General features: G+C 35.4%; 22 protein-coding genes. 6 read left to right on the forward strand and 16 right to left on the reverse strand.

Translation table 11 applies throughout. The features are described 5' to 3' along the window. Window positions 1-5 precede the first annotated feature (5 nt). The gene (gene spsC, locus BCI01S_RS12950; RefSeq protein WP_047942231.1) at window positions 6-713 is read right to left on the reverse strand and encodes a stationary phase survival protein SpsC; all 708 of its coding nucleotides are present in this window, start codon (window positions 711-713) and stop codon (window positions 6-8) included. A gap of 333 nt (window positions 714-1,046) precedes the next feature. Here spsC and BCI01S_RS12955 point away from each other — a divergent pair, with 333 nt between their 5' ends. Continuing rightward, the gene (locus tag BCI01S_RS12955) at window positions 1,047-2,039 is read left to right on the forward strand and encodes an NAD(P)/FAD-dependent oxidoreductase (protein ID WP_061799064.1); all 993 of its coding nucleotides are present in this window, start codon (window positions 1,047-1,049) and stop codon (window positions 2,037-2,039) included. A gap of 158 nt (window positions 2,040-2,197) precedes the next feature. Here the strand turns inward: BCI01S_RS12955 and BCI01S_RS12960 are convergent, their stop codons facing one another. Further along, window positions 2,198-2,563 (reverse strand): HesB/IscA family protein, encoded by a 366-nt coding sequence (locus BCI01S_RS12960; protein WP_082138323.1) that lies wholly within the window; start codon window positions 2,561-2,563, stop codon window positions 2,198-2,200. A 315-nt stretch (window positions 2,564-2,878) separates the two neighbouring features. Between BCI01S_RS12960 and BCI01S_RS12965 the strand changes: the two genes are divergently transcribed. Then, entirely contained in the window at window positions 2,879-3,565 is a 687-nt protein-coding gene (locus BCI01S_RS12965) for a DUF2225 domain-containing protein (RefSeq protein WP_061799067.1), read from the forward strand. A gap of 50 nt (window positions 3,566-3,615) precedes the next feature. Here BCI01S_RS12965 and BCI01S_RS12970 read toward each other — a convergent pair whose 3' ends face one another. Continuing rightward, window positions 3,616-3,852 carry a DUF1450 domain-containing protein gene (locus tag BCI01S_RS12970; protein ID WP_047942235.1) on the reverse strand — a complete coding sequence of 79 codons (237 nt, stop codon included), beginning with the start codon at window positions 3,850-3,852 and terminating at the stop codon, window positions 3,616-3,618. A gap of 226 nt (window positions 3,853-4,078) precedes the next feature. On the opposite strand from BCI01S_RS12970, the gene BCI01S_RS12975 reads away from it, so the two are divergent. Further along, window positions 4,079-5,152 (forward strand): NAD(P)/FAD-dependent oxidoreductase, encoded by a 1,074-nt coding sequence (locus BCI01S_RS12975; protein ID WP_047942236.1) that lies wholly within the window; start codon window positions 4,079-4,081, stop codon window positions 5,150-5,152. A gap of 203 nt (window positions 5,153-5,355) precedes the next feature. On the opposite strand, the gene BCI01S_RS12980 is transcribed toward BCI01S_RS12975, so the two are convergent. Next, window positions 5,356-5,679, reverse strand: coding sequence for a YuzD family protein (locus BCI01S_RS12980; RefSeq protein WP_047942237.1), 324 nt, complete (start codon window positions 5,677-5,679; stop codon window positions 5,356-5,358). Between the two features lie 167 nt (window positions 5,680-5,846). On the opposite strand from BCI01S_RS12980, the gene BCI01S_RS12985 reads away from it, so the two are divergent. Next, the gene (locus BCI01S_RS12985; RefSeq protein WP_047942238.1) at window positions 5,847-6,083 is read left to right on the forward strand and encodes a NifU family protein; all 237 of its coding nucleotides are present in this window, start codon (window positions 5,847-5,849) and stop codon (window positions 6,081-6,083) included. Between the two features lie 51 nt (window positions 6,084-6,134). Here the strand turns inward: BCI01S_RS12985 and thrB are convergent, their stop codons facing one another. From thrB to yutH, 4 genes are all read right to left on the reverse strand, one after another. Further along, window positions 6,135-7,055, reverse strand: coding sequence for a homoserine kinase (gene thrB / locus BCI01S_RS12990; protein WP_061799069.1), 921 nt, complete (start codon window positions 7,053-7,055; stop codon window positions 6,135-6,137). Continuing rightward, on the reverse strand, window positions 7,052-8,113 hold the full coding sequence (thrC, locus tag BCI01S_RS12995; RefSeq protein ID WP_047942240.1) for a threonine synthase: 1,062 nt from the start codon (window positions 8,111-8,113) through the stop codon (window positions 7,052-7,054). Before thrC ends, thrB begins: the two co-directional genes overlap by 4 nt. After that, the gene (locus BCI01S_RS13000) at window positions 8,113-9,411 is read right to left on the reverse strand and encodes a homoserine dehydrogenase (RefSeq protein ID WP_047942241.1); all 1,299 of its coding nucleotides are present in this window, start codon (window positions 9,409-9,411) and stop codon (window positions 8,113-8,115) included. The genes thrC and BCI01S_RS13000 overlap by 1 nt, the downstream gene beginning before the upstream one ends. A 428-nt stretch (window positions 9,412-9,839) precedes the next feature. After that, the gene (gene yutH, locus BCI01S_RS13005) at window positions 9,840-10,841 is read right to left on the reverse strand and encodes a spore coat putative kinase YutH (protein WP_047942242.1); all 1,002 of its coding nucleotides are present in this window, start codon (window positions 10,839-10,841) and stop codon (window positions 9,840-9,842) included. Between the two features lie 194 nt (window positions 10,842-11,035). Between yutH and BCI01S_RS13010 the strand changes: the two genes are divergently transcribed. Further along, window positions 11,036-11,527 (forward strand): phosphatidylglycerophosphatase A family protein, encoded by a 492-nt coding sequence (locus tag BCI01S_RS13010; protein ID WP_095259312.1) that lies wholly within the window; start codon window positions 11,036-11,038, stop codon window positions 11,525-11,527. Between the two features lie 67 nt (window positions 11,528-11,594). On the opposite strand, the gene nucF is transcribed toward BCI01S_RS13010, so the two are convergent. The 5 genes from nucF to lipA all read right to left on the reverse strand — a co-directional run bounded on the left by nucF (window position 11,595) and on the right by lipA (window position 16,119). Further along, complete coding sequence (gene nucF / locus BCI01S_RS13015) at window positions 11,595-12,371, reverse strand: 5' nucleotidase NucF (RefSeq protein WP_061799072.1); 777 nt, start codon at window positions 12,369-12,371, stop codon at window positions 11,595-11,597. A gap of 120 nt (window positions 12,372-12,491) precedes the next feature. Beyond that, window positions 12,492-12,929, reverse strand: a complete 438-nt coding sequence (locus BCI01S_RS13020) for a DUF86 domain-containing protein (protein WP_061799075.1) — start codon at window positions 12,927-12,929, stop codon at window positions 12,492-12,494. Between the two features lie 22 nt (window positions 12,930-12,951). Next, a complete protein-coding gene (locus BCI01S_RS13025; RefSeq protein WP_047942247.1) occupies window positions 12,952-14,247 on the reverse strand; it encodes an EAL domain-containing protein in 1,296 nt (431 codons plus the stop codon). 311 nt (window positions 14,248-14,558) lie between these two features. Continuing rightward, window positions 14,559-14,831 carry a YutD family protein gene (locus tag BCI01S_RS13030; RefSeq protein WP_047942248.1) on the reverse strand — a complete coding sequence of 91 codons (273 nt, stop codon included), beginning with the start codon at window positions 14,829-14,831 and terminating at the stop codon, window positions 14,559-14,561. Window positions 14,832-15,204: 373 nt separating this feature from the next. Further along, on the reverse strand, window positions 15,205-16,119 hold the full coding sequence (gene lipA / locus BCI01S_RS13035; protein WP_235844501.1) for a lipoyl synthase: 915 nt from the start codon (window positions 16,117-16,119) through the stop codon (window positions 15,205-15,207). Between the two features lie 284 nt (window positions 16,120-16,403). Between lipA and BCI01S_RS13040 the strand changes: the two genes are divergently transcribed. After that, a complete protein-coding gene (locus tag BCI01S_RS13040) occupies window positions 16,404-17,363 on the forward strand; it encodes a M23 family metallopeptidase (RefSeq protein ID WP_047942353.1) in 960 nt (319 codons plus the stop codon). Window positions 17,364-17,415: 52 nt separating this feature from the next. On the opposite strand, the gene BCI01S_RS13045 is transcribed toward BCI01S_RS13040, so the two are convergent. The 3 genes from BCI01S_RS13045 to BCI01S_RS13055 form a co-directional block, all read right to left on the reverse strand. Beyond that, window positions 17,416-18,510 carry an HD-GYP domain-containing protein gene (locus BCI01S_RS13045; protein ID WP_061799077.1) on the reverse strand — a complete coding sequence of 365 codons (1,095 nt, stop codon included), beginning with the start codon at window positions 18,508-18,510 and terminating at the stop codon, window positions 17,416-17,418. A gap of 202 nt (window positions 18,511-18,712) precedes the next feature. Continuing rightward, on the reverse strand, window positions 18,713-19,015 hold the full coding sequence (locus tag BCI01S_RS13050; RefSeq protein ID WP_061799079.1) for a YunC family protein: 303 nt from the start codon (window positions 19,013-19,015) through the stop codon (window positions 18,713-18,715). Between the two features lie 101 nt (window positions 19,016-19,116). Then, window positions 19,117-20,475 (reverse strand): bifunctional metallophosphatase/5'-nucleotidase, encoded by a 1,359-nt coding sequence (locus tag BCI01S_RS13055; RefSeq protein WP_047942253.1) that lies wholly within the window; start codon window positions 20,473-20,475, stop codon window positions 19,117-19,119. Window positions 20,476-20,492: the final 17 nt, after the last annotated feature.

Here is a 20,492-nt window from a genome sequence, read left to right on the forward strand (position 1 = left end):
TGTAATTATTTATTTTCTGCTTTTGTATACTGTTGACGGAATACTTGCATAGATTCTTCTTCATTTAACGCACTTAACGTTTCTTCTGTTAGTTTGCCTTTACCCATTTCCACTATGTATACATCTATTGTTTTCTTGCCCCATTGACTATATACATCTTGTACGGTTTCATAGTATAAATCTAATCTATTGCCATTAATTGCTGAACCAGTATCTGCCACAACCCCAAATCCATAATCAGGGATAAAAAGAATAGTTCCAATTGGAAATACACTAGTATCAGCAGCTATGGTACTATATAAATCTCTTTTTACTTTTACGCCTGAATAGGTAATACCGAATTGTGGATGCCCTGGGTTCTTGCCAGTTGACTCATATCCAGCGGTATAGCCTGTTGCTATCACCCGTTTTGTCGGATATTGTGACCAATCCTTCATATTTTCTAGCAAAGGGGGTTTACCTGCAACCTCTTTACTGGATGAAATTTGTGTTTTTTCCGCCAATGCTTTTTTAAAGCTTTTTAATGCTACACTCATTTGTTTTATTGTATGATCAATATGACCGGTATCTTTACTTACCTGAGATTGTTCGTTAGTACTAATATTTATCGAACTCGCCTTAACACCTGAAATCGATTGGAACGTGGTTAGTAGTGCTGCCATTAAAAGTAGAACCATTCCTACTCTTCTAAAAAACTTTTTATAATAATTCATATTTTTCACTCCTCTCAAAACTATTCATTTCCCATATTCAAAGAATTTATTCATAAAAAGGTTAAAAGCAGAACTTTCCCCCTAGTAAAATACCAAAAAAATACAAAAAAACATCGATTAGAAGGTTCTAATCGATAATTTCTACATTATTTTCCGAATTATACTATTACCAATAAAAGTTAAAAGTTGGAAATTCTTTATTTTATAAAATTTATGAGTAGGATGGTGGTCCTAGATAGCTTTCAAAATTGGAAGATTAAAAAAGTGAGAAATCATAATCATTATGATATGATAGCTTGTAGAACTGATCTTTATTAGGAGGGTTTAGGAAAATTGGAAGAAAATCAAACCATTTATGATATTACTGTTATCGGTGGTGGACCTGTAGGCATGTTCACTGCTTTTTATGGAGGGATGAGACAAGCAACCGTTAAAATCATCGAGAGTCTCCCTACCCTTGGCGGTCAGCTTACAGCACTTTATCCCGAAAAATATATATATGACATTGCTGGATTTCCAAAAATTCGTGCTCAAGAGTTAGTCGATAATTTAGAAGAGCAAATGAAAAAATTTGAACAGTCTATCGTACTAGAACAAGCTGTTCAAACAGTGGAGAAACAAGGTGACGGTATATTTAAAATTACTACCGATAAAGAAGTCCATTACTCCAAAACTATTATTATTACAGCTGGAAACGGAGCTTTCCAACCTCGTAAATTAGAGTTGGAACAAGCGAAAGAATATGAAGGAAAAAATCTTCATTACTTTATCAATGACTTAAATCAGTTTGCAGGGAAAAAGGTAATGGTGTTTGGTGGTGGAGATTCTGCTGTTGACTGGGCATTAATGCTAGAGCCTATTGCGGATACTGTTTATTTAGCACATAGACGTGATAAATTCCGTGCACATGAGCATAGTGTAGAAAACCTTAAAATTTCAAAAGTAAACATCAAAACTCCTTATATTCCTTCAGAGTTAGTAGGAGATGAGGAAATCAAACAAGTGATTCTTGAAAATGTAACAACACAAGAAAAAGAAATTATTGATGTAGATGCAGTTATTGTAAACTATGGATTTGTTTCTTCTTTAGGCCCAATTAAAGAATGGGGCTTTGAGATTCAAAAGAACTCTATTGTTGTTAACAGCAAAATGGAGACAAATATTCCAGGTATCTATGCAGCTGGAGACATATGCACATATGATGGAAAAGTGAAATTAATAGCTACAGGTTTTGGCGAAGCCCCTACAGCAGTCAATAATGCTAAAACATATATGGATCCAAAAGCTCGAGTACAGCCTCTTCACAGTACTTCTTTGTTTAAATAACCTTTTCTAAAGACTAATGATAATCAGTTGTTTTCTCTCAATGGTTTGGAAAACAACTGATTACATTCAGTCTTTTTTATTAAATAAAAAAACCGCTGTGTCATGAAGACCAAAAGGTGTTCATGACACAGCGGTGTTCAACTTTTAAAGCTTTGTTCTTAACACTCTTCTGGTGTTCCAGCCACTTTCGCTGTACGGAAAGAAGACCCGCAGCCACAAGATGCAATCGCATTAGGATTGTCGATGGTGAATCCGCCGCCCATTAGGGATTGCTTGTAATCAATTTTTGTTCCTTTTAAAATAGGGCCATCGTTTTGATCAACTAACACACGAATGCCATATTGCTCAAAAAGTTGGTCATTTTCTTCTTTATCCGGTGAGAAACCCATTCCATAAGATAAACCACTGCAGCCTCCACCTTTTACTGCTACTCTTAAGTAGGAACCTTCTTCATCGTTCGCCTTCATCATTTCTTTTATTTGAAGAGCAGCGGCTTCTGTTATGTGTACAATTTCTTCTGTCACTGTTCATTCTCCTTTCGTCCTGTTATTACTTCTTATTATATTATATACCGCTAATCAAAACTACTCAACTGAAGGGACCTGTGTAAAACATGGTAACAAAACAGGTCTATGTGATAATCTGCACGAACATTTTTCAAGTATTTTCGATTAAAACATTATTATCGTTTACTGTTCCCACTTTGAAGAAATCCCTTAATATAATATAGACTTTTCACCTATCTGTAAAATTTTTATAGGGAATATTACTCACGATAAGGTATAATAAAATATATAAATATCTAGCCTTTTTACCTAACAACAAAGGGAGTGAGAAATGTGAACAAAATCGAACCGTTATTTGATAAGCAATGTACCTGTTTGCTTTGTCAAACTAAATTTACAACAAAAAAATTACGTTCAAGATTTGTCAAATTGAAAAATTTAGATACAGATTTCTTTCCTGTCTATGCTGAGCATAATCCACTCCTTTATTACATAAATGTCTGTCCTGCTTGCGGGTTTTCTTTTAGTGATGATACAGTTTCTTATTTTTCTCCAGAAAGTAAAAGGATACTAATCGAAAAAGTATGTTCCCAATGGATTCCACATTCCTTTGGAAAAGAACGTAACATAGAGGATAGTATTAAAACATATAAATTAGCTGCTTATTGTGCTTCTTTACGGAAGGATAAGCATATTACCCTTGCAGGACTGCACCTGCGGATTGCATGGCATTATCGTATGTTAAATAATCATAAACAAGAGAGGCGTTTTATATCCCTTGCATTATCAGAATATGAAACTTCCTATTCTGTTGGTGACTATCAGGGAACTCCTGTTTCAGAATTAAGAACCATTTATTTAATAGCAGAACTTTCCAAGCGGACAGATAATCTAGAAAAAGCTACAAAATATTATTCGAAAGTAATTGAGCAGCAGAGTAGGACAGTGGAAACACAAATTGTCAAGCTGGCAAAAGAAAGCTGGCAGGAAATAAGAGACAGGCAAAAAACCTTCATCTAAAAACCGCTTATATCAGTGAATTAATTTTAAACACACTGATATAAGCGGTTTTATGTTGGATTTGCCTTCAAATATTGATAGATATTCTCAACAAGCTCGTTTACATCTTTCCCTTTGACTACTTCACCATCTACTAACGCAAATAACGAATCGCCACATTGCCCACAATAACTTAAACACCCATAGTCAATCACATCTAAAGAATCATCCTGTTCAAGACATTCTTTCGCTTCATATGCGCCTGATGCTAGGTTACTCGCACAAAATTCAATTAGCGGTTTAAACAAACATCTCACCTCCCTCTGAATTATACAGGTTTTTCTTAGTGTTGAACGCAAAAATTGTCTGATTTCATACTTCCTTTCTTAATCTGTAAGGGGAAAAGTCATTTTCCTTCTATAATGAAGAATAAACAGTCCTAACCTTTTAATATACTCTAAAAGGAGCAGATCTAAAATTACGAACTAATTTTTAAAGAATAGATTTTCTCATGAGCACAATAAGGGGGAAAAAATGAAAAAATTAATAATATTAGGCGGCGGTTATGGTGGTATGCGTGTTTTATCCTCTATCATACCTCATTTACCATATAATTTTATGGTCATATTAATAGATAAAGTCCCATTTCATTTTCTAAAGACAGAATATTATGCTCTTGCAGCTGGTACTGTACTGGATAAAACCCTACAAATTCCTTTTCCTAAACACCCTCAAGTAAGCATTATACAAGCAGAAGTGGAAAAAATTGATTTGGAAAACAATAAAGTTTGGTTAGCGGGAAGAAATCCGATCGATTATGATGATTTGATTATTGGACTTGGCTGTGAGGATAATTATCACCAAGTCGAGGGCGCTAAAGACAACACTCATAGTATTCAATCCATCAATAAATCCAAACGAACACATAAGCAGCTCCATAGCTTGTCTCAGGGGGCAAAGGTTGCAATTATCGGCGGCGGCTTAAGCGGCGTTGAGTTAGCAGCTGAATTAGCTGAAAGTAGCAGCCTGCAAATCACACTTTTGGATCGTGGAAATACCATATTATCTTCTTATCCTAAAAAAGTAAGAAACTATGTAGAACGATGGTTTACAGATAGAAAGGTTAATCTTATCAAAAATAGCAATATTACTTGTATAAAAAAAAATACAGTTTATAATCATGGAATCCCACAGCATTATGACTGTATTGTTTGGACAGCTGGGATTCAACCAAATAAAGTTGTACGGGAACTTGACGTGGAAAAAGATAAGAAAGGACGCATTCTCTTATCCAAGCATCACCACCTTCCTAATAATGAGCATGTTTTCGTAGTTGGTGATTGCGCAAGCCTTCCTCATCCTCCCAGTGCACAGCTTGCAGAAGGACAGGCAGAACAAATTGCTTTTGTTTTAATTTCTCGTTGGCAAGGGAAAGTACTACCTGATTATATGCCGCCAATCAAGCTAAAAGGGGTCCTTGGGTCATTAGGAAAAAAAGCCGGTTTCGGACTTATTGCCAAAACCGCTTTAACAGGAAGAATTCCACGCTTAATTAAACATGGAGTGCTATGGAAAGATAAAAATAATAAAAATAAAATTAACGACTAGTAAAAGAATGGGAGTGTGTCACACTTATTCCAGCTTAAGATAACGCTGGAACAAGAAAATACCAATAATATTCCCTATCGATTTTAATCGATAATAAGAGTTATAGTTATCCTTCTAGACTGAATATACTTCCTATTGTATCGATAGCCATGTGTATTCAGTCTACTCCATTATTTCTGAAAAAACGGATACAATTTTAACCATTAAGCACTAGTATATCCGTATTTCTCAAATTCTGCATAAATTTTCTTCAACTTCGGATTACCTTCGCCTACAATCTCTCCCTCAATTACTACTACTGGATAGAATAAATCTTCCTCTATAATTTTCTGACAGAATTTATTTTTATCTTCCGTATAATTGGCTTGAAAAATATCATAATATTTAATCTGAAAAGTTTGCTCTGGAAATTTTCTACTTAATGCAGCCTGGAGCCATTCATATGTGTCCTTAGAAGATGGCAGGTTAACACAGCTGGCACAAATTTGTTCTGCTCCATAAATACTTACTTCAATTTCCTTTTTCAAATAAACTCTCCTCCATGGGATAGACAAGCTTGCCTATCCATTATTTTTCCGGTATTATAGGGTTTTGTTATATATCCAATTTTTTGTTTATTTAATTCGTGTTTCTTGATTATAGATTTTTCATCCTAATGTGATTATAATAAATAATAGGAAAGGAGTCGATATGTATGCAAGAAGTTGAAATGAAAGAACAAGTCCAAGAAGTACTAGATAAATTACGTCCATTCCTTTTAAGAGATGGTGGAGACTGTGAATTAGTGGATGTAGAGGATGGCATTGTAAAACTACGCTTATTAGGTGCTTGCGGAAGCTGTCCAAGTTCTACTATTACTTTAAAGGCTGGTATTGAACGTGCTTTATTAGAGGAAGTACCAGGCGTTTATGAAGTAGAACAAGTATTTTAATTTTTGATGAGAAAATGCAGAAAGAGGATGCAATTGCATCCTCTTTCTTTTTTATTTAACTTCTGTTGCAAGTACTCCGGAGCAAGTACTGCCTTTCTTGTCTATTTCCAATGGGAGGAAACGCATATCAGGTAATTTCGGCACTAATCCATCTATTAACGTATTCATTTTTCCTGGTTCTACAAAACACAATACTGTCGGCCCCGCTCCACTTAAAGCCACCCCATAAGCACCTAGCTCGCAGGCATGTTCTTCCATTAGCTCTAAGTGCGGTACTAACTCTTTCCGATATGGCTGATGATACTTGTCCTTTTTCATCATTTTTCCAGCAAGTTTCCTATTACCTGTAAGCAGTGCCGCAACTAATAGATTAGATACTGCACCTGCTGAAACAGCTTCAGCAAAAGAAAGAGTGTCCGGTAAAACTCCTCGTGAAGACTTTGTTAATAGCTCTTCTGCTGGAATCACAGCTAGTACTTCCAAATCTACCGAATGAATGATTTCTGCATCTACTTCTTCTCCTAATTGACAGCCAACAACTAAGCCGCCGAAAATACTCGCTCCAACATTATCTGGATGCCCCTCCATTTTGGAGGCAATTGCAAATTTCTGTTGTTTAGTCAATTGTAAATTACCAACTTGATCTGCTAGTTCAATTCCTGCCACAATAGCGGAAGCACTAGATCCAAGTCCTCTTGCTAAAGGAATATTACTATTCACTTTTATTTGACAAGGAGGAAGAATAGTATGAAATGATTTCGCCACCTCGATCGCTGTTTTAATAATGAAATTACTTTCATCACTTGGAAATTCCTTCAATTCATCTGTTAACGGAATAACCTCCCAACAGTCACTTTGAACAACTTCCAATGTTAAATATAAGTTTAACGCTAGTCCAATACTGTCAAAGCCTGGCCCGAGATTAGCAGTACTCGCTGGGACTTTAATTAGCAGCATCTCTCCTTCGTTCATATATGAACGACTCCCTTAATGTGATTAGCTACTGCTTTTTCATCATTAGGTAATACTACTGGCTTAATTGGACTTACATCGATTGCTGTATTCGGATCTTTCAAGCCATTTCCTGTAAGGATCGCTACTATTCTACTTCCTTTAGGAATTTTCCCATTTTGAATATGCTTATAAACACCTGCAATCGATGCACAAGAACCTGGCTCAGCAAATACCCCTTCTTTTGCAGCAATCGTACGATATGCAGCAATAATCTCTTCATCTGTTACTTCATCAATAATTCCCTTGGACTCTTCTTGTGCTTGAACAGCCAGCTTCCAGCTAGCAGGGTTACCAATTCGAATGGCTGTAGCAATTGTTTCTGGATTTTCAAATACGCGATTATGAACAATCGCTGCTGCTCCAGCCGCTTCAAAGCCGTGGATTTTCGGCAGTCCTGTTTGCTTTATTTCGTGGTATTCTTTAAATCCTTTCCAATAAGCACTAATATTTCCAGCATTACCAACAGGAATTGCCAATATATCTGGCGCTCCTCCTAATTGGTCACAGACTTCAAAAGCAGCTGTTTTTTGTCCTTCTAAACGATACGGATTCACTGAATTAACAAGTGCAACTGGTTCTGTTTCACTAATTTTGCGTACCATCTGTAATGCTTGATCGAAATTCCCTTCAATCGCAATAATCTCAGCACCATACATAACAGCTTGTGCTAATTTTCCCATCGCGATTTTTCCTTCTGGTATAACGACAATACAGCGCATCCCTGCACGTGTAGCATAGGCAGCTGCTGCAGCTGACGTATTTCCCGTAGAAGCGCAGATAACGGTTGAGTTTCCTTCTTCCTTTGCTTTAGCTACAGCCATGACCATTCCTCTATCTTTAAAGGAGCCAGTTGGATTAGTTCCTTCCGTTTTGACAAATAGCTCTACGCCCCATTCCTCAGACAACTTTTCCAGCTTAATTAAAGGTGTGTTTCCTTCATTCAGTGTTAACATTGGTGTCGATTCATTTATTGGTAAATACTCTTTATATTCTTCTAAGAGACCCTTCCATCTCATTACTTTGTTCCTCCTTCAACTCGATAAGAACTTTTAACTGTTCGAACAGATGATAAGTCCCTTAATTCTAATAAAATATTCTCATAGTTTAATAAAGACGCATGGTGTGTTACTAAGACTATTTCTGCCAACCCTTTTTCCTTCACTGGTAACTGGAGGATCTTCTCAAAGCTGACTCCATGCTGGGAGAAGATAGATGTAATTTCCGCAAATACTCCAACCTCATCCACTACTTGCAGTCGTAAGAAATATTTAGAAAACATTTCGTCTGGCTCTTTTAGCTTCTTTTTAAATTGTGGAGCGATTGCACCTTTTCCATTAACGCCCAAGCGCATATTTTTCAAAACATTCACTAGATCCGATACAACGGCTGTTGCAGTTGGTAAGCTTCCGGCACCAGGTCCATAAAACATCGTTTCTCCAACCGCTTCTCCATATACATAAACAGCATTATACTCATTATTAACGGCTGCCAATGGATGGCTGTCGACAATAAAAGTAGGCTGGACACTAACTTCTACTTTTTCTTCCTGTCTTTGAGCAATACCAATGAGTTTCATTGTATATCCTAACTGCTTTCCATACTGTATATCGTCATCTGTTACATTCGTTATGCCTTGTACCTTTACATCTTCCAAGCCAATATTCATCGAAAAGCCTAAAGTTGCTAAAATAGTCATTTTTCTTGCTGCATCCAGCCCTTCGACATCAGAGGTAGGATCACTTTCCGCAAAACCTAATGCTTGCGCTTCTAAAAGAACATCCTCATACGGTCTTTGCTGTTGACTCATCTTCGTTAAAATAAAATTAGTTGTTCCGTTCACAATTCCCATTAATTTAATGATACGGTCAGAAGCTAACCCATCTACTAAACCTCTTAGAATAGGAATTCCACCAGCAACACTTGCCTCATAAAATAAATCACAATTATTTTGGGAAGCTGCTTGCAGTAGCTCTGCTCCATGTACTGCCATTAAATCCTTGTTAGCCGTTACTACTTGTTTTTTATTTTTTAAGGCTTTTAGCAGGATGTTCCTTGTCTCTTCAATCCCACCCATTACTTCTATAACCACATCTATTTCAGGATCATCTAATATATCATTAGCATCAACTGTTAAGAGAATATCATCGGTTATCTCTACTTCTCGTTCTTTCTTTACATTCTTGACGAGTATTTTTTTTACCTGCACTGGACAGCCGACTTGATGCATGATTTTATCTTGATGATTTTCAATAATTTTTACAACGCCCGATCCAACAGTTCCTAAGCCGAGTAGTCCAATTGAGATTGCCTCCATCTGTTTACCTCCCGTTGATGTTCTTTTTACGAGAACAACTGTCTTTGTATAGTAGACATTATAGTGTTTGATTCCTTTTTTTACAAGGGGTGTTTAAACATTCTTTTAAAATTTTTATTTTAAAAGAATAAGAATAGCTTTTCCCTTTTAAAAAGAATATTTGTGCTCGTTTACTTAATGAATCCATTATATAGGAAGATGCTAAAATTCCAAAAGAAAAATTATAAATTTTATGTATATTTAGATTTTTTAAGCAGTGAGTCGACGAAGCGCTCGTCGCTCACTCCATGGAAAAGAAACTGTATTCATAAAAAAAACCAGACAACATACGAAATTCCCATGAATATCTCCGTATAATTGTTAGGATTTTCCTTTTTTTGAACACTTATATCCCTGACTATTTATGCCCTTCGCTCCAAACCAATTATTTACAACCAGGAAACAATAGGGATTTTCAATGTTTTAACTGGCACTTCTGTGTTGTCATAAAATTCTTTCAGAAATATTTCTAAATCCCTCGACTGGCTGAGCATTTTCTTTAACCGTTCTTCTAGAAATAGACGGTCCGCCTCCTGTATAGCAGAATAATAATTTTCGATACATTCCACATAATGAATGGGGAATAACAGCCTTGCATATATTAATCTCCATGCAAAAGAACTTAGGGGCATAACACTTTGATACTCCTCATAAAACGTCTTTACTTCTCGATGATATGTTTTGATATTTCGAAAATATCGATCTCTTGTCCATTCAGCAAGATCTCTTCCACAATGATCAAACACCCAATCAAATGGATTTTTAATATAATATTCTCCTGCCCATGTGTCTTTGGTAAAACGGTTATAACAAATTGTTCCACTATCTACAGCAGTTGGATCATCATCTAGCTCTGTATCGACAAGATACTGAATGGCATTCTCAGCAATCCCCATATAATATGGAAAAGATTCTAAAAATAATTGATCGAATTCACTTTCTGGCTGTTTGTATAACATACTGTTCCAGAAACCCTCCAATTGGCCCAATCTTTGTTCCCACATACTCTTCCACTGCCCCATTCTACTTATTTTTTGGACACCAAATGGTACAGTTCTGCCTCTAAAATGAAACTTCCCCAGTTTTCGCCCTAATTTCCGAGATTGAAAGGGACGTAGTCGTTCATTCATAAGCACACAATAAAGCTGCTCATTCATTTCAGTATGTTTGCTTCCTTCTTTTGACTCTAATAACATGCTGACATGTTTATCACCAATCTGATAGATATGTGCAGCAATTTGGTCTCTTTCTGTTAGTTCTTCTTCCTCTATATTTCCTACTGGGACAATAGTATACAGTTTTCCTTTGCTTATACAAGCTTCATAATGACCGACTCTTGTTTCTTCTTCTACATCAATTCCATACTTTGTCGATAAAATTTTCTTAATCATGTCTTTTCCTCCTCCTCGTTATTCTCTCTTTTAGAAGTATATGACAAGGAATGTTAAAACTTGTTAAGAGGATACAAATCATGAATTGCCCCTATTATGGAAACAATAGCTGTAAGGAACATCTAACAGCCATCATGCATATAATAATAAACACTGTGAATACATAGTGAATAATTAAAGAAAAGGTGAAGTTCATGTCATTAAAAGACCTAACAGAAAAAACAGCCAGAAAGTGGTTACATGAACGTGGAGTCGAAATAGAAGACATAGCGAAGCTTGTTTATCTCTTACAAGAGAAATATCATAAAGATTTACAAATGGAAGACTGTATTCATAATGTCGAGCGCGTTCTTTCCAAAAGAGAGGTTCAAAATGCTGTTATCACAGGGATACAATTAGATGTACTCGCTGAAAAAAAGCTCCTGGAATCTCCCCTGCAAGAAATTGTCGAAACAGATGAAGGGCTTTACGGGGTAGATGAAGTGCTTGCTTTCTCGATTGTAAATGTATATGGTTCCATCGGATTTACTAATTATGGCTATGTAGATAAATTGAAACCAGGCATTTTACAAAAGCTAAATGATAAGAGTTCTGGTGAATGCCATACCTTTTTAGACGATATTGTCGGTGCTATTGCAGCAGCAGCTTCAAGTAGACTAGCTCACCGTGCTAATGGGGAAGAATAAGTCACCTTGTAAAAAAAAGACGTTTCATACACTGTAAACAGTAGCGAAACGTCCTCTTTATATGACCTTATTTTATTATAGCCCACTCACTTAAGCTATCAACCGTGTAGGTTGGCTTGACAGAATATCCGCTTAGTTGCTCTTTCGTTGTAACTCCTGTATACACGAGAAGTGTATCCATCTTTGCATTGATGCCTGCCATAATATCTGTTTGATAATTATCGCCAACCATCAAGACGTCTTCTTTCGGCAGATCTAATAATTTGATTGCTTGATCTACAATAATTGATTCTGGTTTGCCGACAACAACAGGCTGTTGCTGAGTACTTACCGAAATAACAGAAGTTAAGGCACCATTTCCAGGTAATAATCCTCGCTCACTTGGCAAAGCCGTATCCCCATTTGTAATGACAAATTGTGCGCCATTTCGGACTGCTAAGCATGCCACTGTAAGCTTTTCATAGGTAATCTGTTGATCAAGTCCAGCAACCACATAATCAACATTTTCTGAATCCTTCATTAACTTCAAGTCTTTTTCCTCTAAAGCGTGCTGAAGTCCTTCTTCCCCTATCATAAACACATTTGCTCCAGGGGATTTTTCGACAATATAATTAGCAGAAGCCATGGCGGAAGTAAATACCTCACTCGCTTTTGCCGGTATTTGAAACTCCTGTAGTTTTTTGGCCACTTGTTCTGGTGTTTTTGTCGAATTATTGGTGACATATAAATAGGGAATTTGCGCAGCAATCAATCGCTTAACAAATTCAGCTGCCTCTTCAATTACTTCTGTTCCCCGATACATTGTTCCATCTAAATCTATTAAATATCCTTTATACGCTTTCATTAAGAAAATCCTTTCAATTGCTATGTATTAATTCAGGAACTATTTAAAAAAGCACGTTGCTTTTTTCACAGCTTGAAAATTATTCTTTATTTGATTAAAATCATTTTCTTTAAAAATAATCTAATTTCTAAATGCAGAAACAGGTCCTAATTCATGAATTAAGTATTCTTTTACAGATGGAGCAAAGGCTTTTATGGAGAGTAGCTTCGCTTCAAATGCTGCAATCAATCCCTTATGATCAATATTAGTATACTGATGTACAAGCTGTTTGCGCCAAAGAATGAGTTCCTTAATGTCTTTTCCTATTTCCATAGTAATAACTTTTTCATCAATAAGTATATCGACAATGTCGTCATAACTGCCCGGATCCCTCATAATAAAACCATCAATCATACTATTTCCTACATCTAAGATGACTTCAATCATCATATGTGTCAATCTTTCAAGTGCCACTTTCTCAAGAAATGTATTCCACGTTTCTTGCGTTTCAAACTGACTGATGAGCTCATGGTAATAATTTAACTGTTCTTCTATTTTTTCTCGGTCCACAAAATACATATTCCCTTACTCCTTCCGCATACTATGAGATTTGTAAATGGTTACTAAGACTAGTAGGCTTGGCGTAAAAATATCCTTGAGCTAAATCCACTTTATTTTTCGATAAAACAGAGGCTTCCTCTGCATTTTCAATTCCTTCTGCTACCACAACGGAGCCCACTTCTTTTGCAATAAGAAGAAGTCCTTGGAGCATCGATTCCTTTACTGAATTTTTATCAATATTCTGGATTACAGAACGGTCAATCTTAATAATATCTGGCATGATTTCACTGATGGAATTCAGACTAGCATAACCCGCGCCAGTATCATCAACTGCGATTAAAAAACCAAGCATTCTTAAAACCTTTAGATTTTTAGCAAAATGCTCTAACCCTTCAAATGAATCTCTTTCTGTAATTTCAATTGTTATTTTTTTCGGGGAAATCCCTTTATACCTACGAATTACGCTCTTTATATCTTTAATAAATCTTTGGTTACCAATTGTGATTGGTGTAAAGTTAATAAAGATATTATGCCTCCATTTTGTTTGCTGGATTTGTTCAAAAGCTTTATCAAGAACAATCATTTCAAGATCATACAAAAACTTCGTTTGCCTTGCTAAAGAGAAAAGTTGAAGTGGATTTTCTAACGGTGTTCCTTCTGGGCCTCTTGTCAGCATTTCACAAGCGTGAATTTTATTTGTTTCTACATCCATAATTGGTTGTGCCAATAAACGGATGCTTTTTTTCGCCACAATATTACTCAAAGTATAGACTAATTTATTGAATTCCGGATCAGTTCTTTTATGTGCCATTGCAAGGGCAAATTCATAAGCCGTTTGAATAGCATCAGAAAGATAGGTATATTTATTCTCGATAAACATGTATCCTGTATGAAATTCAGGCGGAATGCTCCCAATTTCACGAAAGTCATTTTCCACATTATGTATAATATCTTTAATTAACCCATCTATTACTGGTAAACATTCGGATCCTTGTTCCCATTTCATAAACATGGTTAAGCCGTTCGGATTATAATCATGAATAGCAATGATTTCATTAGAAGCTTTTAATTGTATCGTTTTGCCAAATAATTTTTTTAGCAATCGAATATATTGTCGAAAATCTTTTGCTTCTAATTGTTGCTTTATTCTATGTAAATTCGATATATCTATTACAATAACAGCTACCTCATATCCTTTTATCATCGCTTTTTGTACTTGATGAATAATAGGGTCTCGTAATACAAATGATGGAGGAAAATACTTAATAAGTTTTGCCGGAAGAAGTAATTTTCCCCAATTAAATAATCTTGAACAGACATTCTCTTGATATTTCATAGCCCCATTCCTCTCAAAATGCCAACTTTTTCTGTCATTAAAGCAAATTAATTCTCTTTAGATGGACTTTTCCTTACTTCTATTGCTACAAGACTTACAATTAGAAGCAAAAATCGCATTGGGGAATTCAAATGGTAAGATAATCATTCATGGCTTTGCTTAAGAAACTGAGTTAGATGTATTTCCTTACACTTGGATAAAGATAAGTAATCATTAACAAAACAGTTTCTCCATTTGCTAAGCCAGTCCATTTCTTGTTTTCTTTCTGAATGGAAGCTCCTTCTTCAAGATCAAAATAAAGGATAACCTTTTTATTTTGTTTTTTTCACTACAAAATAGGCACAGCCAAAATTACAATATTCATATAAATATTCCGTTAACGTGCTTATTTTCGTGTCAAAACTTGATTTTTGATTATGATCATCAAAAAAGCCACGTAATCTTAATTGTCCATAACCCCAATCTCCGACAATATAATCGTATTTCGTTAATATGTCACTATATCTATTTTTAAATGCTTCTTCATTAAAACCTGATTTTCTTTCTTCAATCAGTTCATAACAATGATTATTAATACAAACCAATCGTATCACCTCAAAACCTGTATATATTTCCTAAATATAAAACTTCCAGCCATGCAGCTTTGCTTTTTAACTTCACTGATAATTAGTTGAACTATTCGTATCTTGGTATAAATAGTCCAATTATAACATTGCTCACTATCATTATAACCTTAGGATAGATATTTACATAGCACTAACAATAAAATCTTCCTATAAAAATACAGAATTTTTATTCTATACTGTTAAATACCTTTTGATTATGGGCTGATATTCTCAATTAATTCTGGTTGAATAAAAAAACCCAAACCATTATACGAAATATTTTTAGTATCTCCGTATAATGGTCTGAGCTAATGTTCAGCGGAAAATTTATCCCTTTAGTCTTATTCTTTATTTATGCTTCTTTTGCATGTTCAGCCATTTGCTGATTTTTTTTCGCTTCGTTTACTTGCTCATCTGCGTGATAAGATGAACGAACTAATGGACCTGCTTCACAATGGCTAAATCCTTTACTTAAAGCAATCTCTTTTAACTCTTTAAATTCATCTGGATGATAATATTTTTGTACTTTTAAATGTTTGACAGTTGGTTGTAAATATTGGCCAATGGTCATAATATCCACATTATTTGCTCTAAGATCATCCATTGTGGCGATAATTTCTTCTTTCGTTTCCCCTAACCCAACCATAATACTAGACTTAGTAGGAATATTAGGCTGCATCTCTTTTGCTCTTCGTAAAAACTCAAGAGAACGATGATATTTTGCTCTGGCACGTACTCTAGGGGTCAATCTTTCTACTGTTTCAATATTATGGTTCAAGATATCTGGCTTAGCATCCATTAATAATCGAAGGTTTTCTTCTACCCCTCCCATATCAGATGGTAATACCTCAATGCTGGTGAATGGATTTTTTCTGCGAATGGCACGAACAGTTTCTGCAAATACAGCTGCTCCGCCGTCTTTTAAGTCATCTCTTGCAACAGCAGTAATAACCACATGCTTTAAGTTCATTGCAAACACAGAATCAGCAACTCTTTCTGGCTCTTGCCAATCTAATTCAGTCGGTAATCCTGTTTTGACTGCACAAAAACGACAGGCTCTTGTACAAATAGCTCCTAAAATCATAAATGTTGCCGTTCTTCTAACTGCCCAGCACTCATGAATATTTGGACATTTTGCTTCCTCACAGACTGTATGTAGCTGCTTTTCCTTCATCATTTTTTTCAAACCTGTATAATTTTCATTCGTATTCAATTTAATTTTTAACCATTCAGGTTTGCGCAAATATTCTTGTTTTTTTTCTGACACCACATTCATCTCCTAGTAAAATAATTTTCATCATTTTTACTTAAAAAACAGTATTGTATAACAGCTATCCCTCAGATTTTTTTGTATGTTATACACAGTAAAAGGATTGTCTCTTCTTCATTTGTCACTTTAACATAATGGAAATGCGTCTACAAGTTATTCATTTAAAATGATTACCATTAATTGATAATTATTTTTTTTGATATAAGTCACAAAATATAACGACAGAATAAGAAGGGAGGGACTAATCTTTGCACAGGTTAATATTTATAATCATTATTCTTATGTTTTTACTACCTAACACCGTCACATATGCTAATGAAAAAATGAATGACCCTTACACAAAAAGGATGGAACTTTATAAAAAAATAGAAGCATTATATCATATTCCTTGGTATTATATAGCGGCTGTCGATCAATATGAGCGTAACATTCGCTCTTCAAGAAAAGATATCCCTAAGGCAAAGGGATACACTGGGATTTATTTTACGAAGGAAGAATGGGCTGGTATTATTAATCCCAATCCAGAGGATGATAACCCTTTAACCATTCCTTTATTTGGAGGACTTGGTGCTGACGGTGATGGAGATGGAAAAGCAGATAGATTTAATGATGAAGATATCCTTTCCGCATTCTCCAATTATATAAGTCAATATGGCATTGATGAGGATAACTTTAAAATCGGATTATGGAACTACTATAAAAGGGATAAAACTGTTAGCATCATAATGGGAAAAGCAGCCATATACAACCACTTTGGCAGATTAAATTTAGATGATCATGCCTTCCCTCTGCCATTAAGAAGTGATCATAGCTATCGCAGTACTTGGGGGGACGCCCGCGGCTGGGGAGGAAAAAGAATTCATGAAGGTACAGATATTTTTGCAGACTATGGAGTCCCTGTAAAAGCGACTTCCTATGGTATTGTAGAAATGAAAGGCTGGAATAATTATGGCGGATGGCGCATCGGAATAAGAGATATTAATAATAATTATCATTATTTTGCCCATTTAAATGGATTCTCGAAAGAGATTCAGGCTGGAATGGTCGTAGAGCCAGGGATGATTATTGGTGGAGTTGGAAGTTCAGGATACGGACCGCCAGGAACCTCAGGAAAATTCCCTCCTCATCTACATTATGGTATCTATAAAGATAATGGCTATACAGAATGGTCCTATGATCCATATGCACATTTACGATTATGGGAAAGACAAGAAAAGATAAAAACAAGAAAGAAAAAATAAATTACTTACTTGGCGATAAGGATCTACTGCTTCATTCTTATCGCCTTTATGTTCACAAGGGATTTTGGAGAGAATCACATTGCGTTATGACAATTGAAAGATTTTCCTTTAAATTCAAGTCATATGGAGGAATTTCTTTTCCCTCTCTTTCCACAATTCGTATAATTGGTCTTTCATTCATCCCCTTATTTTGTTTACATACAATCCCTTTTTCTCCATTGCTTAGCATAACACTTAACCCATTAGGATAAAGGACTATCGCTCTTCTAAATGCTTCAACAATTTTTGCATCATATAGATAACCTGATCCTGTATACAAAATCTCTAGTGCTTCATGTGGTAATAAAGCATCATGATAGACGCGATTAGATGTAATGGCATCAAAAACATCTGCTACAGCAATAATTTTTCCAAACAAATGAATATCTTCTGCTTTTATGCCTCTCGGATAGCCAGAACCATTTAATCGTTCATGGTGCTGGTAGGCACAATGACTAACGAGTAAAGGCAGTGTCTCCACTTTTCTTAGCATCTCAAAGCCTGCTTCAGCATGACTTTTTATAATATCAAATTCTTCTGCCGTCAACTTTCCTGGTTTCAGGAGAATTTCTAATGGAACTGTCATTTTACCAATATCATGTAAAATAGCCCCAAGCCCTAAGATTTCCATCTGCTTCGGCGGAAGTTTTAACTCTAAACCTAATGCCAACGAGTAAATAGTTACATTTAAGCTATGCGAAAAAATATAATTATCATATAGATAAACATCAGACATAACAGAAGAAAGATGTTCATGATTTTTTAATTCCAATAGTACTTTTTCAACCAAATTTTTAAAAACCGGTGTATTCTTCTCCATCACCATCGAAATATTATCAGCATCCGCACTTTTTATCATATCAAAACTTTTCTCAATAGTTTGCATCGCTTCCATCTTAACTTGCTCTGAGATAGCATCATTCACTTTAATATCCTTTGTATTTTTATCTTCTAAATAAACATAGCTAATACCAAAGTCAAGCAGCCTTTTAATCATCTTTTGCTCTAATCTTATCCCGCTATTTATTAACACTCTTCCGCGATCATTTAATATAGGCTTAGCTAAGATTGCACCTTCTTTTATATTCTTTGTCCCAACTAATCTCATGCTTTAATAGCTCCTAATAATTTATATAGTAACTATTATATCGTACTTTTGCTTCTGTTTCTTTATACCTATAAAAGAAAAGTAAAATTTATAAGAAATTGTCCAAATGCAGGGATATTCATTTCCCTCTCTTCCAAAAAAGAAGGTTTAACGAAAGGGGGCTCCCCTCTGATTCGTTAAACCTTCTTAACCTCTTTATCCTTTATATCATTTTCAATAATGCTTCTCTTCCAATCATCCCTTTATGAATTCCATATGCTTCTGCTTCTATTGTCACTGACTCTAAGGGTGCATTTAGTAATTGTTCAATCGTTTTCACACCAACAGCTCTACCAGCAATAATTTTCCGGTCTTTCAGCTTATCATTTAACAATGCCACATCTAAAGCACCGCACATAATGTAGCCTTTATCATTTTTTACAGCAAGCAAAGTAGTTTTAGGCAATAATACCGAGACCGCAATAAAAGTATGTCCATTGATATCAACAGGATACACATCAATCATAATACTCTGTGCTCACTCCTCTCTTTCCCTTCCTAATAAGTATATTCAAGAGAGGAGAAATCGGTGTTTTCTTCTTTATTTAAGAATGATAAAATGACCCTTTACGCTTTTATCCTATTTTGTAAAGTGTCAGCAAGAATATTACGCATAAATTCAGGAAGAAAATAGTCTTTCTTCGTTGCCCGATAAATGGCTGGGAAAAAATTACCGAATGTAAACATATCAGGTACTGTTACAACATAATTCTGATCTGCCTGTATTTCCTGTGCATGGATATAGTACTGTTCTTTTTCTCCGATTGTCTCTTGCGTAATGCCTGCTGCAATCATTTTCCCCATTAATGTTCCCCGGAATCCAAGACCCTTGACAGGCATTATCTCCCACTTATCGGATTTCATATCAAGCAGAATTTCTTTCAGTTCCGCTCCGGTTAATGTCACATTACATGGATTAATTGGATGTGGACAAATCGATAATAAATCAAAGAAAGTGATCTCCCCGGCTTGCAATCCTTCTAAAATTAAGCCCTCATTAATAATTGCACAATCCGATTGACACCACGAAATTAATTTTTTGCAAAGCATTTCTGCTAGCGCTTCTCTAGATAAATACTCATCAATCGTTGCTGCCTTTTCTGATAAAACCAATTTCCCTTGCTGGTAATAATTTTCCACAATGGCTTCTTCTTTATTTGCAATCGGCAACTTACTTGTTTCATATAATATGGCTTTTTTATCGATTACCCTTTTGGAAGCATCAACCTTTAATTCAATATGACCAAGATAATAGCCATATTTACCGGCAGCACCTTGAAGATTATTATTAATTATTTTTCCTTGATGGAAAATATGATGGGTATGTGCACCAAGAATCACATCTATTTCTGGATAATTAGCTGCAATCATCTCATCGTCATTTATCCCTAAATGGGAAAGCAATACAATAATATCAACATTTCCTCTAATTTTTTCTAATTGCTTTGATAGTTCTTCTATTGGTTCTGTCAATTTCCATCCTAAGAGCTCATATAACTTTTCGAAATAGGCTGTAATACCGATTACCCCAATTTTTGTTCCTTTAGCTGTCTTAAATATTTGATGAGGAATAGCCCAATCAGGACGTTCCCCATTACGTTTGTATAGATTTGCAACAATTACATCAAATTTGGCTTCATCATATAAATGATCTAATCCTTCATATGACAAAGTAATTCCTTCATTGTTCCCAATTGTCACTGCATCATAGTGTTCTTCATTTAACAGCTGTGTGTTAATTCTACCTTTAGTTGCTTCCGTATAAGGATGAGACAAATCTAAATGGTCACCTATATCAAATAAATAAACAGCTTCGCCAGCCTCTTTATGCCATTTTTTTCTTTCACGCAGCAATTCATAAATTCTTGGCCAATTTTCAAAATGGCTATGTAAATCATTAGTATGATATATGTGGATGACTTCCATCTTCTCGCCTTCCTTAT

The sequence above is a fragment of the Niallia circulans NBRC 13626 genome (assembly GCF_001591585.1).
GTDB lineage: Bacteria > Bacillota > Bacilli > Bacillales > Cytobacillaceae > Niallia > Niallia circulans.